We start from the raw sequence: 16451 nt of genomic DNA, 5'->3' as shown, positions 1-16451 counted from the left end.
AAGGGAGAATGAAAACAGACACAATTTCTGAACGGATTACCGTCCAAGTGTATTGAAGAAGTATAAAAAAAAACAGGAACCCTTGCTGATTTAAGGGTTCCTGTTTTTGCTTATTTAATAATCACTTCATCTTTTCCTTTGATAAAAGCCCATATGTCACGGAATACATTCGCGCGCTGCAGGGTGTTGTAAATGACAAGCACGACTGGACCGACAATCAATCCGAGAAACCCGATTGTTTTGAATCCGACGAATAAGGCAATCAAGGTTGCAAGAGGATCAAGCCCGATGTTTGATGAAAGAATCTTTGGCTCCATGATCTGACGCTGGACCAGGACGACTACATAGAGAATACCTAAACCAATTGCCATGCTCATATCTCCAGCGATCGCTTCATAGATGATCCACGGCACAAATACTGCGCCCGTTCCCAGATAAGGGATGATATCGACAATTCCTGTCACGAGAGCAATCGTGATGGCGTAATCCACTCGGAGGATCAGCAATCCAATCAAAATAATGACGGTGGTAATCGAGACCAGGGTAGCCTGTGCTTTGATGAATCCAAATAAAGCTCTCTTCAAGTCTTCAAATACCGTCTTGCCGCTTGTTCTTGCGCGATTAGGCAGCAGACGTGATCCCAGCCCGGATAACCTGTACCAATCTTTGCTGATGAAGAAGGTACCCAGCAAAGAGAAAATCAGGACAGTTGCCGCATTCGGGAACCAGGAAAGGATATTCGGGATTTTTTCGAAAAAGTTCTTGATGAAATTTCCCGCAGTTGTGCCGATTGTAGCGCCGACATTCTGGATATTATCCATGATTGTATCCTGCTGCCCGGCATCCAGACTTTGAAATAGGCCTGTCAGCTGATTATAAAGCGGAATCAGCTGGGCCGCAAAAAGATGTTCTATGTAATCAATCAGGGTGACAAGGTGCTCTGGGACTACTCTTGCCAGGTATTCAGCACCTGAAGCGATTTCTACGACAAGCAATGTAATCAAACCAGCAAAGAAGGCAATGATCAGCATCAGGGCTACCAGGACTGCAAGTGCTCTTGGCATCTTCGCTCTTTCCTCAAAAAAATTGACAAGCGGATTCATCAGAAATGCAATCAGGAAACCTATGATGAATGGATAGGTAACCTTAGAAACATAAAACAGCGCGAGTGCACCGAGAATAATAGCACCAATAACGAGAATGAATCGGATTGTCCGGTATAAATATACGGGGTTCAAAAAGCTTTCCTCCTCCTGGAATGATCAACCGGCTGACTGCAGCTGTTTTACACGTTAATAGCTGAATGCCAATCCGGAAAAGTTTCCACTAATATACGGTTGATGAATTAAAAAGATTCGACTCTGCGGCAAAAAAATCCTCTTATTCTATAATCGCAATTTCGCCGGCAGTTATGGGTACAATCCTTATTAGCGTATAATCATAGAGCAGGTAAACAAAATGTCCTATTTTTGCAGCTCTATTTTTAATTATGTTACAATAGCTTTAACCGTGGAAGGATGACCATTTATGCTTGAGCCTATGCTATTTTTACTAACATTGCTGGCAATTGCCTTTCTGGCAAAAAACCAATCATTAATTATTGCTGTGGTAGTTTTGCTTGTTATGAAGATTGTCGGCTTTGAAGCCAAGTCATTCTCGCTGCTTCAGGGAAAAGGCATCAACTGGGGAGTGACCGTCATCACCATTGCTGTCCTGGCACCGATTGCAAGCGGTGATATTGGTTTTAAGGATTTGTCTGGTGCTTTTAAATCGCCGTATGCCTGGATCGCTCTGGTTTCAGGTATGGCAGTTGCTTTGCTTGCCAAGGGTGGAGTGACCTTGCTGGCGGAGGATCCCCATATCACAACCGCTCTTGTCCTTGGAACCATACTGGCCGTGTCCCTTTTCAAGGGAGTCGCTGTTGGCCCTCTGATTGGGGCGGGCATCGCATTTGCCGCAATGAAAATCTTTGAATTTTTCAAATAGCCCTTTTGTAAAATAATATTTTATATTGTTTTAAGTTGTTTTCATTCACAAATGTCAGATAATTGTTTATAATAGGACTTGTAACTGCTTCCATCGTTTGAGAAAGCCTGATGGTAATGCAGGAATCCATGGTTTTTTTTATAAAATAAAATGTAAGCATTTTCTTTTTGCTGATTGTCTGAGCAAGCGCTCGACTCGCAGAGTATTTACTCAACAATCCAGCCAAACTGGTCTGTCGCCGGTGCATGGCCCGGCTTAGCGTATAAAGTGTCAGAAATTTCTTTTTTCTGATAGCTGTTCTCACAGCACTTCAACTTACAGACAAAATGGGATATGGGGAAATTAACTACAAAGGAGAGATTGAGTATGACAGTAACACGTGGTCTTGAAGGGGTAGTGGCAACAACATCCTCTATCAGCTCTATCATTGATGACACGCTGACATATGTTGGCTATGACATTGATGATCTAGCTGAAAATGCTAGTTTCGAAGAAGTGATTTACTTACTATGGCACCGCAAGCTGCCTACTGCTGCTGAATTGGACGAATTGAAGAAGCAGCTTGCAGAGAATGCGGCACTGCCGAAAGAAGTACTTGATCATTTCAAGATGTACCCGATCGACAAAGTCCATCCGATGGCTGCCGTTCGCTCGGCTGTATCTCTTTTAGGATTATACGACGATGAAGCAGATGTAATGGAAAAAGAATCGAACTACCGTAAAGCAATCCGCCTGCAGGCTAAAATGCCGGCAATCGTGACGGCGTTCGCACGCGTAAGAAAAGGTCTTGAGCCAATCGCTCCAAGAGAAGACCTGAACTTCGCAGCCAACTTCCTTTACATGCTTACGGGCGAAGAGCCTGATCAAGTGGCAGTAGAAGCGATGAATAAAGCGCTTGTCCTGCATGCTGACCATGAACTGAACGCATCTACATTCACTGCACGTGTCTGCGTTGCTACACTTTCGGACGTCTATTCCGGAGTAACTGCAGCAATCGGTGCATTGAAAGGCCCTCTTCATGGCGGAGCCAATGAAGCGGTTATGAAAATGCTTACTGAAATCGGCACACTTGAAAATGTAGAGCCTGCAATCCGCGGCAAGCTGGCTAACAAAGAAAAGATCATGGGCTTCGGTCACCGCGTTTACCGTCAGGGAGACCCTCGTGCGAAGCACTTGAGAGAAATGTCCAAGAAATTAACGGAGCTTACTGGCGAGCCTCACTGGTACGATATGTCCACTAAGATCGAAGAAATCGTGACTGGCGAAAAGAACCTGCCGCCAAACGTAGACTTCTACTCAGCATCTGTATACCACAGCCTGGGTATCGATCATGACCTGTTCACGCCAATCTTTGCTGTAAGCCGTGTATCTGGCTGGCTTGCTCATATCCTTGAGCAATATGACAACAACCGCCTGATCCGCCCGCGTGCTGATTACACAGGCCCTGGCAAACAGGAATACGTAGCAATTGAAATGAGATAAAAGGAGAATATAAGGAGCAATATTTTACTTTTCGGTAAAAAATTGCTGTAATAGGAGAGTGAGGGAAGTCAGTCATGAATGTCTGGCTTCCCTGAGCAAAGGTTAGAGGCAAACAAGCCTGCTAACCTTTGATTCTGTAAAATGAATGAGGATTTTGGAGGGAGAGTTCAACATGCAAGGTGAAAAAATCACGGTTAAAGACGGAGTATTAAACGTACCAAATAACCCGATCGTACCTTTTATTGAAGGTGACGGCACAGGTCCAGACATCTGGGCAGCTTCTGTACGCGTTCTTGATGCAGCTGTTGAAAAAGCATACAAGGGTGAGCGCAAGATTGTCTGGAAAGAAGTTCTTGCTGGAGAAAAGGCATTCAACCAGACTGGCGAATGGCTTCCAAGCGAAACTCTAGAGTTGATCAATGAATACTTAATCGCGATCAAGGGTCCTTTAACAACCCCTATCGGCGGCGGAATCCGTTCCCTGAATGTTGCATTGCGCCAGGAATTGGATCTTTTCGTTTGCCTGCGTCCTGTTCGCTGGTTCGAAGGTGTTCCTTCTCCGGTAAAGCGCCCTCAGGACACTGACATGGTTATTTTCCGTGAAAACACTGAAGATATCTATGCTGGCATCGAGTATGCAAGCGGATCTGACGAAGTCAAAAAGCTTCTTGAATTCCTGCAAAACGAAATGGGAGTAAATAAAATCCGTTTCCCTGAAACTTCAGGTATCGGTATCAAGCCTGTTTCCAAAGAAGGAACAGAGCGCCTTGTACGTTCAGCGATCAATTACGCCATCACTGAAGGCCGTAAATCATTAACGCTTGTACATAAAGGCAATATCATGAAATTCACAGAAGGCGCGTTCAAAAACTGGGGTTACGAGCTTGCTGAAAAAGAATTTGGAGATAAAGTCTTTACATGGGCACAGTATGACAAAATCAAAGAAGAGCAAGGTACTGATGCTGCTAATAAAGCACAGGCTGATGCAGAAGCTGCTGGCAAGATCATCGTTAAAGATGCGATTGCTGACATCTTCCTGCAGCAAATCCTTACTCGTCCAAAAGAGTTCGATGTTGTTGCAACTATGAACTTGAATGGTGACTATATTTCTGATGCACTTGCTGCACAGGTAGGCGGCATCGGTATCGCTCCTGGAGCAAACATCAACTATGAAACTGGCCACGCTATTTTCGAAGCGACTCACGGAACAGCTCCTAAATATGCTGGTTTGGATAAGGTAAACCCATCTTCCGTTATCCTTTCAGGTGTACTTATGCTTGAACACCTTGGCTGGACTGAAGCTGCTAACCTGATCGTCAAGTCTATGGAAAAATCAATCGCTTCCAAGGTTGTAACATATGACTTCGCACGTTTGATGGATGGCGCTACAGAAGTTAAGACTTCTGAGTTCGGTGACGAACTGATCAAGAACATGGGCTAATAATGTACAGAAGGCTATCCTTTTTTAGGATAGCCTTTATATAAAAAGGCTGTTTTCGCAATGATTGCTGCTCTTCGTACATGGTCCACCCAAACGGATATATGTAAGCATCGGTACTCTTTAAGAGCGGGATTTGGACCTGTATATTTTTGCTCTTAGTTTCTACTTTTAAAAACCTGTTGATTGTAGTGGAAGGCGCGTAGACTCCAGCGGTATAAGCCAGTCCATGGGAGACCCCGCAGGCGCGTAAAGCGCCGAGGAGGCTCCCGGACGGCCCGCGGAAAGCGAAGCGCCTGAAACGAAAATCAACAGTCAAATTTAACAGAGCATACTTTAAAAAGTAAAAGCAGCAAATTTTACGATAAGAGCCGGCAAACAAGCATATGTTTTATAATATATTCGTTCTGAGGAGGAAGCCTTATGTCATTGAAACGCAAAAAGATTTCAGTCATTGGTGGAGGATTCACAGGAGCAACAACAGCATTCCTGCTAGCACAGAAGGAACTCGGGGATGTAGTATTGGTCGATATCCCGCAGATGGAAAACCCTACAAAAGGGAAGGCGCTTGATATGCTAGAAGCGAGCCCTGTCCAAGGTTTCGATGCAAATATCACTGGAACATCCAGCTACGAGGATACGAAAGACTCTGACATCGTGGTAGTGACAGCAGGTATTGCCCGTAAGCCTGGCATGAGCCGTGATGATCTTGTCCAGACCAACCAGAAAATCATGAAAAGTGTGGCACAGGAAATCGCTAAGCACTCTCCAAATAGTTTCATTGTCGTTCTGACCAATCCGGTTGATGCGATGACGTATACTATATTCAAAGAGTCTGGCTTCCCTAAGAACCGCGTAATCGGCCAATCTGGCGTACTTGATACAGCGCGTTTCCGTACATTCGTTGCACAGGAATTGAACCTTTCGGTCAAAGATGTTACAGGTTTTGTTCTTGGCGGCCACGGCGATGACATGGTCCCACTTGTGCGTTATTCATATGCAGGAGGCATTCCGCTTGAAACGCTTATTCAAAAAGACCGACTGGATGCGATTGTAGAGCGCACCCGCAAAGGCGGCGGCGAAATCGTCAATCTACTTGGAAATGGCAGCGCTTACTATGCACCGGCTGCTTCCCTGGTAGAAATGTGCGAAGCGATCCTCAAGGATCAGCGCCGAGTCCTGCCAGCGATTGCCTACCTTGAAGGAGAATATGGATACGAAGGAATCTATCTCGGAGTTCCAACCATCCTTGGTGCTGGAGGAATTGAAAAAGTAATTGAACTTGAATTGACGGAAGAGGAAAAAGCAGCTCTGGATAAGTCTGCTGAATCCGTCCGCAATATCATGGAAGTTCTTGCTTAACTTTTAACTGGAAATCGGGGAATATTCCCCGATTTTTTTACACAACTTATAAGGTATATGATTTGGGACTAGGGATGGGAAGATATTCCCGACTTCTATGCAAAGGGGTAAATGCTATGCTGCTTGGAAGAAAACGTAAGCTTGGCAGGAAAATAGAAGAAATCACTGTCGGAGAAAAATTATCACTAACAGAAAAAATCGAGGATAAGGATCTTCTGTTATATTTGGGATTGACGAATGACGCCAACCCGCTATATATCCAGCACGACTACGCTTCACAAACTCCTTATGAAAAACCGATCGTTCCGGCGATTATGCTCAATGGGATCATTACTTCTGCTGTCTCAAAATATCTCCCGGGACCTGGGAGCCATATTCTGAGACAGGATATTGAATATGTGAAGCCTGTTTACCATTACGGAACAGTCCAATTCCTTTTTGAGGTAACCGAGGTCATCAAAAGCAAGCATAATGTGGAAATTACGGTTACTGGAAAAAATGAAGAAGACGAGACAGTTATAAAGGGGAAACTGCTCGTCTGCCCGCCATATCCGGTCCAGCGCATGGATGGAAGGGCATTGGAAAACTTTTAACCGCTGCAGGGATGTACATGTATGCATGTACATCCCTTTTTATATGGTTTAAATTTGATTTTAACTGTCGAGTTGATATTATAATGTAAATAGAGCTATTGGATGAAACAGGGGTAATAATTTTTTTTGGAGGCTTATATGAACAAGAAGGTCTTGGTTGTTGATGATGAACAGTCGATCGTGACATTGCTGCAGTACAATCTGGAACAGTCTGGCTATGCTGTAGTGACGGCAATGGACGGAGAGGAAGGAATCCAGCGTGCCGCTGAAGAAAAGCCGGATTTGATGATCCTAGATCTGATGCTTCCGAAGCTTGATGGAATGGAAGTTTGTAAGCAGCTCCGCCAGCAGAAGATCAATGTTCCGATTTTGATGCTTACCGCAAAGGATGACGAGTTCGATAAAGTATTGGGACTCGAGCTGGGTGCGGACGACTATATGACAAAGCCTTTCAGTCCGCGTGAGGTTGTTGCCAGAGTAAAGGCGATCTTAAGAAGAGTACAGACACAGCCGGAATCAGTGGAAGTAAAATCCGAGGAAGCTGAGGGTCAGATCCGGATTGGCGGGCTGAGGATCATGCCTGAATTCTATGAGGCTTATTTCATGGATGAAATGCTGGAACTGACACCGAAGGAATTCGAACTTCTCTTATATCTGGCAAAGAATAAGGGCAGGGTACTCACCCGCGATCAGCTGCTCAGTGCGGTATGGAATTATGACTTCGCAGGTGACACAAGGATCGTCGACGTACATATCAGCCATTTACGGGAAAAAATCGAACAGAATACGAAAAAGCCATCTTATATAAAAACCATCCGCGGACTTGGTTATAAGCTGGAGGAGCCAAAAGGAGAATGACTAAGTACCGGACTCGTCTCTTGTTTGCCCTCATAACCCTGATCATCACCGTGCTGGTAGGCTTAGGCCTGCTTTTAGGGCAGTTATTCAAGAACTATTATATTAACTCTTTCAATGAACGTTTAAAAATTGAAATGAATCTCTTAACTTCCAATATTGAGCAGAATGGCGGCCTCGGATCACTGAACGCCGAGGAAATTACCAGGATGAGCACCGTTCTTAATGCGAGGATCACCATTGTGGATCTTGATGGGCACATCCATTTGGATACCGGCGAACTGGTCAACACGCATATCGGCAGGCATCGTGATATTATCGGTGAGATTGTCAGGGATCAACCTGGAAAGCAGAATGACCTTGAAGTTGGCGGCGGTTATGACCTCCACTATTATTGGAATCCCATCATCCACAATGGTGAAAAGGAAGGCTATGTTTTTTTAACGACAAAGATTGATGAGCTGCAAAAAGCCTATCGCCAGATTTGGTGGATCCTGACGATCAGCCTTGGAATGGCATTGTTCGTGATCATCCTCCTTGGCACCAGGATCACAAACCGTTATACAAAACCAATCGAGTCTGCAACAAACGTCGCGATCGAGCTCGCTAAAGGGAATTATAAGGCCAGGACATACGAGGATCATATCGATGAAACAGGCATGCTCAGCTCGTCCATCAATATTCTCGCTCGCAATCTTCAGGAATTGATGAAGCTGAAGGAGTCCCAGCAGGATCGGCTCACGACCCTGATTGAAAATATGGGCAGCGGGCTGATCTTGATTGACAGCAGAGGCTATATCAATCTGGTCAACAAACCATATAAGGAAATTTTCAATGTCGAGCGGTCAGAATATCTGTATAAGCTGTACTATGAAGTTATTGAACATGAAGAAATCACCTTGATGGTCGAAGAAATTTTCATGACCGAGCAAAAAGTCCGGAAACAAGTCGTTCTGCCGATGGAAATCGAACGCCGGCATTTCGAGGTATACGGGGTTCCAATTATTGGGATAAACAATGTCTGGAAAGGTATCCTGCTCGTTTTCCATGATATTACCGAGCTGAAAAAACTCGAACAGATGAGGAAGGACTTCGTGGCAAATGTCTCGCATGAGCTGAAGACGCCGATCACCTCCATTAAAGGTTTTTCTGAAACGCTCCTGGATGGCGCGATGAATGATAAAGCCACGCTGGAAGCCTTTCTGGAAATCATCTTAAAAGAGAGCGACCGCCTTCAGGTGCTGATTCAGGAATTGCTCGACCTTTCCAAAATCGAGCAGCATGGCTTCCGGTTGACAGTAGGAGAGGTTGACCTTGTAAACGAAGCCAATGAGGTCATTGAAATTTTAAAAGGAAAGGCCGAACAAAAGGATATCCTGCTGAAGCTTGTCCAGACCAGTGACGATGCACTCATTGAAGCAGATCCTGACCGGTTGAAGCAAGTGCTGATTAACCTTGTCAGCAACGCCATCACCTACACGCCTAGTGGAGGCAGTGTTGAAATTTCAGTAAAACCTCAGGTGGACGCAGTGATCCTTGAGGTCAAGGATTCAGGAATCGGCATTGAGAAAAGTGAAATACCACGGATTTTCGAGCGTTTCTATAGAGTAGATAAGGCCAGGAGCCGAAACTCCGGAGGCACAGGGCTCGGCCTCGCCATCGTCAAGCATATAATCGAAGCACACAAAGGGCAGATCGAAGTCACCAGTCAGATTGGCAAAGGTACTACCTTTGCGATCAAGTTTTTTAAAAAGCTGCCTCAATAAGAAATTTTGTAAGCAGTCCAATTCATTGAGTTGGGCTGTTTTTATTTCTTAGAAAGAAAGGTGTCTTGGTCCTATATGTTGAATTTAGGAAATAGCAAATTACCATGGCCTGAGCAGAAGCGGTAATACCAATATTTTTAAGCCGAGGAGGCTATTAATGAATCAGATAGACCAGTGTGTTGTGATCGGCATTGCCGGTGGTTCTGGCAGTGGCAAAACAACATTTTGCCATAAAGTTGCAAAGACCTTAAGCGGATTTAAAGTTAAAACCATTGCTACAGATGATTATTTTCTAGAGAAAAAAACGATAGTAAAAGCCCTTTACAGCAACAGATGCTACGAAGAATATGATCATCCCTCTTCTGTTAATATTAGAAAGTTAGAATATGAAGTGAATCGATCCATAGCCTCTAAACAGTTCGATGTAGTTATGATAGAAGGATTAATGGTATTGTATTTTGAAAATATTAGGGAGCAACTTGATTTGAAAATATTTATTGATTGTCCTGCAGACGAAAGACTGGTTAGGAGATTAAGAAGAGATATGGGTGAAGAGACTTTTGAAGAGATCTCATCTGAATATCTCGATATAGTCAGACATCGACATAAAGAATTTGTTGAACCTACCAAATGGCATGCAGATTTAATCATAAACGGCTCCAATACTTCAGAAACTTCCATAAATGTGGTTTGTAAATGGGTGATGAATAACATTTGATCTATTTTTTAGTTAACGGAGCAGGAAATGAAGAAGAAATTCTTAAGTAGTCCTTTAGTTAAGGATATCCATAATTAATAACCAGGAGATATTATGAAAATCGATACCGGGGAAAAGAGAATAAAAAGAAATAAAAACCAATCGAGTTACTTTTCACTCAAGTTTTCTAAGTTCTTTATATGGGTTGGGATCGTTGGGACATTTCTATTCTTATCAGTAATTGCAGCCTTACTGGTAACAACCGAACTTAATGATTTTGATTCTATAAGTTTGTTCATAATTATGGCTGTTTTTTCTTGTCTCTCACTCTTCTTATCAATAGCATGCAAGAACTGGGAAATTACCTTCAATGATGAAAACTTTATTTATAGAACATCTTTAGGAAAAGAGTACAATTTTTTGTTTAGTGATGTGAAAGATTACAAGCGTGGAACAGCGATAATCGTTTTAAGAACAGATAAAAAGAGACTTTTTTTAGATCCCAATTTGCCAAATGTCCATTTTTTTCTAAGTAAACTTGAGAAAAAGGGGAATTTTGATAAAACCATATTAAATGAGGTTAAACTTAGCAGAGGCAACTTTTGGGTTGGATTAAGCTGCTTGGTTTCTTCAATTTTTCTCTCATTGCTATTCGTTATTCCTAACAACGCTGTAGATGACCGCGTCACAACCTGGTGGGGGTATTTAATACTGTTTATCATTAATTTCATCCTTTTTTTATTCACTTTTGGAAGTCTAAAGTGGAGAATTGTATTAAATGATGATTCATTTACCTATGTAACTTATTTCGGCAGGGAGATAATATACAAATACTCAGATGTATCAATTAAAGTCGTTACAACACATTTTGTAATAATGAAAGCAAAGAATAGGTATTATTTTATTGATTCAAACGCATTAGGTCTTGAAAAATTTTTAATGAAGGTTACAAGGTAATTCCTGTTTAGGATGATCTCTTTCTCTTTTTTACTAAGCAGAAGGGAAAGTGATGTGGCAGGGGATGATTCACTTGTGGCACCTTACACAAAACAAATGTATTATTGACGATTAAAATTTACATTCCCTTAACAACAGGTTAATTTTTCCTTAATACTTCCTTGCTACAATCATTAGTGAAAACCCCTTCATCCAAGGAGCCGAAAGAAGCACAAGCTGACCCCGCTTGTGCTTTTTTCCTTTGTCTGGGAAATTATAAAATAATCATGGATGGAAAAGTATACGAATAGTTCTGAAACTAGCTCCAGCGCATAGCCCCTCGGGTCATAAGCCGCCGCATGATGCACATTCCAAGAAGCTAGTTGCTCCCACGGCTTAAGCCGCGTCGCAGCTGCAAAGAAGTATATTCGGGGCAGTTGCCTGGCTGGGGATCTGCCTCCTCGCGGTTCGTCTTATGCCTGTCGGGGCTGCCCAAGGCGCTTGCGCTTTTTGATCTTGTCAGGATAATTAGGCAGAAACCACCATTGTGGCAAAAGAGTTTCTCAATTTTCATTCTTTTGAAACTTTTACGGTTGATGAACGTAAAAACAAACATAGACAGAAACACAGGAAGAGGGGAATGAGATGGTAAGCTTAAAGAAGATCTACGTAACGAGCGGCATTGTTGTTCTGGCGATCATTTTGGGTCTTTCGGCGTTCACGACATGGTATACGGTCGATGAATCAGAGCAGGCGGTCATCTTGACGTTTGGCAAGGTGGAGGAGGGCATCAGCGAACCTGGCTTGCACTTCAAGCTGCCGTGGCCGATCCAAAGTGTTGAAAAATTATCAAAAGAAACATTCAGCCTTCAGTTCGGTTATGAGGAAACGAACGGGGAAATCAAAGAGTTTCCTGATGAAACGAAAATGATTACTGGTGACGAAAATATTGTCCTTGCCGATCTGGTTGTTCAATGGAAAATTACCGACCCGGCAAAATATTTATACAACGCAGATAATCCAAGAGAGATATTATATGATGCGACTTCTGCGTCCGTCCGCAGCATCATTGGAAGCTCCAAGATCGATGATGCCCTGACATCCGGAAAAGCGGAAATTGAAGCGGATGTACGGGACTTATTATCGTCCTTGGTTGAAAAGTATGACATGGGTGTTTCCATCCTTGGGGTAAAGCTCCAGGATGTTGAGCTTCCGAACGAAGAAGTCCGCAAGGCGTTTACGGACGTAACAGATGCGCGTGAAACAATGAACACAAAAATAAATGAAGCAAAGAAATACCGTAACCAGCAGATGAACGAAGCACAAGGGGAAAAGGATGCGCTGATTTCGAGGGCAGAAGGGGAAAAAGCGGCAAGGATCGAACGGGCAAGAGGGGATGTAGCAGTATTCAACAAACTGTACGTGGAATACAAATCGAACCCGGATATAACAAGACAGCGTTTGATTTTGGAAACTCTGGAGCAAGTGCTGCCGGGAACAGAAATCTACATCATGAATGATGATGGCAATACGATGAAGTATTTCCCGATCCGTCCGCTTGAAGCTGATAAGCCGAAGTCAGAAAAGGAAGGCAGTGAAAAGAATAATGGCTGATCAAAACGTAATTGATTTGAATGAACGTTCTGGCGGTTCATGGAAGAAGTATACAAAATTCGGTGTTTTACTGGTTGTTCTTCTTGCACTGCTGATCTTCATTTTTACGAATATATTCATTGTGAAGCAAGGCGAGTATAAAGTGGTCAGGCAATTTGGAGAGGTCGTAAGAATCATTAATGAACCAGGATTGAATTATAAGGTTCCTTTTATCCAGAGTGTCACGACACTGCCTAAATACCAGATGACCTATGATGTTTCCCAGGCGGAAATCAATACGAAGGACAAAAAGAGAATGTTGATCGACAATTATGCGATTTGGCGGATTGAAGACCCAAAAAAGATGATATCCAATGCAAGAACAGTTGAGGGTGCAGAATCGCGGATGGAAGAATTTATTTATTCTGTGATCCGTACTGAACTGGGCCAGCTGGATTATGACGAAATCATCAATGATGAAAAGTCATCCCGTGGGTCATTGAATGATAGGGTAACAGAAAAAGTCAATGAGCTGCTCGATGGCGGAAATTATGGTGTCGTTGTGACTGATGTCCGGATGAAGAGGACCGACCTCCCGGCAGAAAACGAAAAGTCGGTATTTACGAGAATGATTTCCGAGCGTGAATCAAAGGCACAGGAATACCTGTCAATGGGGGATGCTGAGAAAAACAGAATCATTGCCCAGACAGACAGGGAAGTAAAAGAGCTTCTTGCAAAAGCTAGCGCTGACGCCGAAACAATCCGAGGCGAAGGTGAAGGAGAAGCGGCGAAAGTATACAACCAAACATTCTCCAAGGATCCGGAATTCTATAGCATGTTCCGTACACTTGAATCCTATAAAAAAACAATCAACGGCGAGACCGTGATCGTCCTACCATCCGATTCGCCATACGCAAGAATGCTGATGGGGTATACCAATTAATATGAGCCATACAAAAGTCCGTTATTTTTCTTTCTATCTTATCTCATGATAAAATAGGAAGGAATCTAACGGTCTTTTTTATTGTAAAGTCATGCAAATGTGCAAACCAGATTGAACGGGTATAGAGTAACGCGTTTGCTTTTAAAAAGAGGAGGAATGACATGTCAAAGAAGCTTGTTTTGATAGATGGCAACAGTATCGCATACCGTGCTTTTTTTGCCCTGCCGCTGCTGAATAATGAAAAAGGGATACATACGAATGCGGTTTATGGTTTTACGATGATGTTAATGAAAATACTCGAGGATGAGAAGCCTTCCCATATCCTTGTTGCGTTCGATGCGGGAAAAACGACATTCAGGCATAAGACTTTCAGTGAGTACAAGGGCGGAAGGCAAAAGACTCCGCCTGAGCTTTCGGAGCAGTTCCCATTCATTCGTGAATTGTTGAAAGCTTACGGTATTCCGCAATATGAGCTTGAGAATTACGAGGCTGATGATATCATCGGGACATTGAGCCTGCACGCGGAAATGGATGGGTTTGAGACAAAGGTCATTTCGGGTGATAAGGACTTGACGCAGTTGAGTTCGGACCGAACAACCGTCAGCATCACCAGGAAGGGCATTACCGATATTGAAGAGTATACACCAGAGCATATCAAGGAAAAGTACGGGCTTACGGCTGAGCAGATCATTGATATGAAAGGTCTCATGGGCGATGCTTCCGACAATATTCCCGGGGTTCCGGGCGTTGGGGAAAAAACGGCAATCAAGCTGCTGAAGGAATACGGCACTCTTGAAAATCTTATCCAGTCGATCGATCAAGTGAGCGGTAAGAAGCTGCAAGAGAAGCTTGCTGAATTCAAAGACCAGGCTGTCATGAGCAAAGAACTGGCGACCATCACACGCGAGGCACCGGTCGGAGTGACCCTTGAGGAACTGGAGTATGAGGGTGCGGAGAATGAAGCGTTAGTCAAGATCTTTAAGGAACTTGGCTTTAATTCGTTGCTGGACAAGCTTGGTGCAGATGTTGAAGCAGAAGGTCCTGCAGATTTGGAGGTTATCGAGTTTGAAAAACTTGAATCCATCAGCGGGGACATCTTTGCAAAAGAAAATGGCTTTTACGTTGAGGTTCTTGAAGATAATTACCACTATGCAGATATAGTCGGTTTTGCAGTGGTCAATGAAAAAGGCAGCTACTACCTGCCTGTAAAACTTGCTTTGGAATCGGAAGAATTCAAGAAATGGGCTGAGGATGAGACGAGTAAAAAGACAGTCTATGATGCCAAGCGGTCCGAGGTTTCATTGCGCCACCACGGCATCCACCTGAAAGGTGCTGACTTTGATGTGTCTCTTGCATCCTATATCATCAATCCTTCAGAGTCACCGGAAGATCTCGCTGCAATTGCCAGACAGCACGGCTTCATTAGCGTGCAGGGAGACGAGGCGGTCTACGGGAAAGGTGCGAAAAGGAAAATTCCTGATGAAGGAATACTTGGGGAGCATCTTGTCCGCAAGGCAGCTGTGCTTGTGTCATTAAAAGAAAAGCTGGAGCAGGAGCTATGGGACAATGACCAGCATGATCTGTTCAGCAGTCTGGAAATGCCATTGTCGCTCGTGCTCGCCGATATGGAGTATCAGGGTGTCAAGCTCGATATGGACCGCCTTGAAAATATGAGTGAAGAAATCAAAGGTCGCCTTGCTGAAATCGAAACGAAGATTTTCGAAATGGCTGGCGAACAGTTCAACATCAATTCTCCGAAACAACTAGGAGTCATTCTATTCGAAAAACTGGGTCTTCCTGCTGCGAAGAAGACGAAAACCGGTTATTCCACTTCGGTGGACGTCCTTGAAAAATTGGCACCTAAACATAAAATCATTGAAGAAATCATGAATTACCGTCAGCTTGGAAAGCTTCAGTCTACGTATATCGAGGGCTTGCAAAAAGTCGTGAACAAGGAAACACGAAAAGTCCATACAAGATTCAATCAGGCTTTGACAGCAACAGGAAGGTTAAGTTCTACCGACCCTAACCTGCAGAACATCCCAATCAGGCTGGAAGAAGGGCGGAAGATCCGACAGGCATTCGTTCCTTCAGAAGAAGGCTGGGTTATTTTTGCCGCGGACTATTCACAGATTGAACTGCGTGTCCTTGCCCATATTGCCGGGGATGATAAGCTGATCGATGCCTTCCAGAATGATATGGACATCCATACAAAGACAGCGATGGAAGTGTTCAATGTCGGAAAAGATGAGGTCACGTCCAATATGCGCCGACATGCGAAAGCGGTAAACTTCGGGATTGTATATGGAATCAGTGATTATGGCTTGTCGCAGAGCCTGAATATCACGAGGAAGGAAGCCGGCGAATTCATTGAACGTTATCTGGAAAGCTATCCAGGCGTAAAAGAATATATGGATGAAATCGTCAAGGATGCCAAAGCAAAAGGATATGTACAGACACTGTTGCATCGCCGCAGATACATTCCGGAAATCACTGCCCGTAACTTTAACCTGAGAAGTTTTGCGGAAAGGACTGCGATGAATACGCCAATCCAGGGAAGTGCTGCTGATATCATCAAGAAAGCGATGATTGATATGGCAGAAAGGCTGCGCGAAGAAGGGTTGAAAACAAGATTGCTCCTTCAGGTACACGATGAATTGATTTTTGAGGCACCGAAGGATGAAATTGAGCAGCTGAAAAAAATCGTGCCAGAAGTAATGGAAAATGCCATTGAATTGAAGGTTCCGTTAAAAGTGGACTTCTCTTACGGCCCGACCTGGTATGACGCAAAGTAAACATT

General features: G+C 43.6%; 13 protein-coding genes. 12 read left to right on the top strand and 1 reads right to left on the bottom strand.

What is annotated here, in order from left to right; translation table 11 throughout:
• Positions 1–110 precede the first annotated feature (110 nt).
• Positions 111–1238: a sporulation integral membrane protein YtvI gene (gene ytvI / locus EJA10_RS07910; RefSeq protein ID WP_125479476.1), complete on the bottom strand. Its 1128-nt coding sequence runs from the start codon at positions 1236–1238 to the stop codon at positions 111–113.
• A gap of 289 nt (positions 1239–1527) precedes the next feature.
• On the opposite strand from ytvI, the gene EJA10_RS07905 reads away from it, so the two are divergent.
• From EJA10_RS07905 to polA, 12 genes are all read left to right on the top strand, one after another.
• Positions 1528–1986, top strand: coding sequence for a DUF441 domain-containing protein (locus EJA10_RS07905; RefSeq protein ID WP_125479475.1), 459 nt, complete (start codon positions 1528–1530; stop codon positions 1984–1986).
• 366 nt (positions 1987–2352) lie between these two features.
• Positions 2353–3468: a citrate synthase gene (citZ, locus tag EJA10_RS07900; protein WP_125479474.1), complete on the top strand. Its 1116-nt coding sequence runs from the start codon at positions 2353–2355 to the stop codon at positions 3466–3468.
• Positions 3469–3640: 172 nt separating this feature from the next.
• Positions 3641–4909, top strand: coding sequence for an NADP-dependent isocitrate dehydrogenase (gene icd, locus EJA10_RS07895; protein ID WP_102263836.1), 1269 nt, complete (start codon positions 3641–3643; stop codon positions 4907–4909).
• 420 nt (positions 4910–5329) lie between these two features.
• Complete coding sequence (gene mdh / locus EJA10_RS07890) at positions 5330–6268, top strand: malate dehydrogenase (protein WP_125479473.1); 939 nt, start codon at positions 5330–5332, stop codon at positions 6266–6268.
• Positions 6269–6384: 116 nt separating this feature from the next.
• Positions 6385–6861, top strand: a complete 477-nt coding sequence (locus tag EJA10_RS07885) for a MaoC/PaaZ C-terminal domain-containing protein (protein ID WP_125479472.1) — start codon at positions 6385–6387, stop codon at positions 6859–6861.
• A gap of 138 nt (positions 6862–6999) precedes the next feature.
• The gene (locus EJA10_RS07880; RefSeq protein ID WP_125479471.1) at positions 7000–7719 is read left to right on the top strand and encodes a response regulator transcription factor; all 720 of its coding nucleotides are present in this window, start codon (positions 7000–7002) and stop codon (positions 7717–7719) included.
• Positions 7716–9482 (top strand): two-component system histidine kinase PnpS, encoded by a 1767-nt coding sequence (pnpS, locus tag EJA10_RS07875; RefSeq protein WP_125479470.1) that lies wholly within the window; start codon positions 7716–7718, stop codon positions 9480–9482. The genes EJA10_RS07880 and pnpS overlap by 4 nt, the downstream gene beginning before the upstream one ends.
• Positions 9483–9639: 157 nt before the next feature.
• Positions 9640–10200 carry a uridine kinase family protein gene (locus tag EJA10_RS07870; protein ID WP_125479469.1) on the top strand — a complete coding sequence of 187 codons (561 nt, stop codon included), beginning with the start codon at positions 9640–9642 and terminating at the stop codon, positions 10198–10200.
• Positions 10201–10293: 93 nt separating this feature from the next.
• Positions 10294–11136: a DUF6560 family protein gene (locus EJA10_RS07865; protein ID WP_125479468.1), complete on the top strand. Its 843-nt coding sequence runs from the start codon at positions 10294–10296 to the stop codon at positions 11134–11136.
• A gap of 624 nt (positions 11137–11760) precedes the next feature.
• Positions 11761–12729: an FtsH protease activity modulator HflK gene (gene hflK / locus EJA10_RS07860; protein ID WP_125479467.1), complete on the top strand. Its 969-nt coding sequence runs from the start codon at positions 11761–11763 to the stop codon at positions 12727–12729.
• The gene (gene hflC, locus EJA10_RS07855) at positions 12722–13651 is read left to right on the top strand and encodes a protease modulator HflC (protein ID WP_125479466.1); all 930 of its coding nucleotides are present in this window, start codon (positions 12722–12724) and stop codon (positions 13649–13651) included. The genes hflK and hflC overlap by 8 nt, the downstream gene beginning before the upstream one ends.
• Positions 13652–13812: 161 nt before the next feature.
• Complete coding sequence (gene polA / locus EJA10_RS07850) at positions 13813–16446, top strand: DNA polymerase I (protein WP_125479465.1); 2634 nt, start codon at positions 13813–13815, stop codon at positions 16444–16446.
• Positions 16447–16451: the final 5 nt, after the last annotated feature.

The sequence above is a fragment of the Mesobacillus subterraneus genome, from assembly GCF_003937825.1.
Classification (GTDB): Bacteria; Bacillota; Bacilli; order Bacillales; family Cytobacillaceae; genus Mesobacillus; species Mesobacillus subterraneus.
The sequence above is the reverse complement of the archived record's forward strand: the minus strand, read 5'-3'. Positions and strand labels throughout refer to the sequence as shown.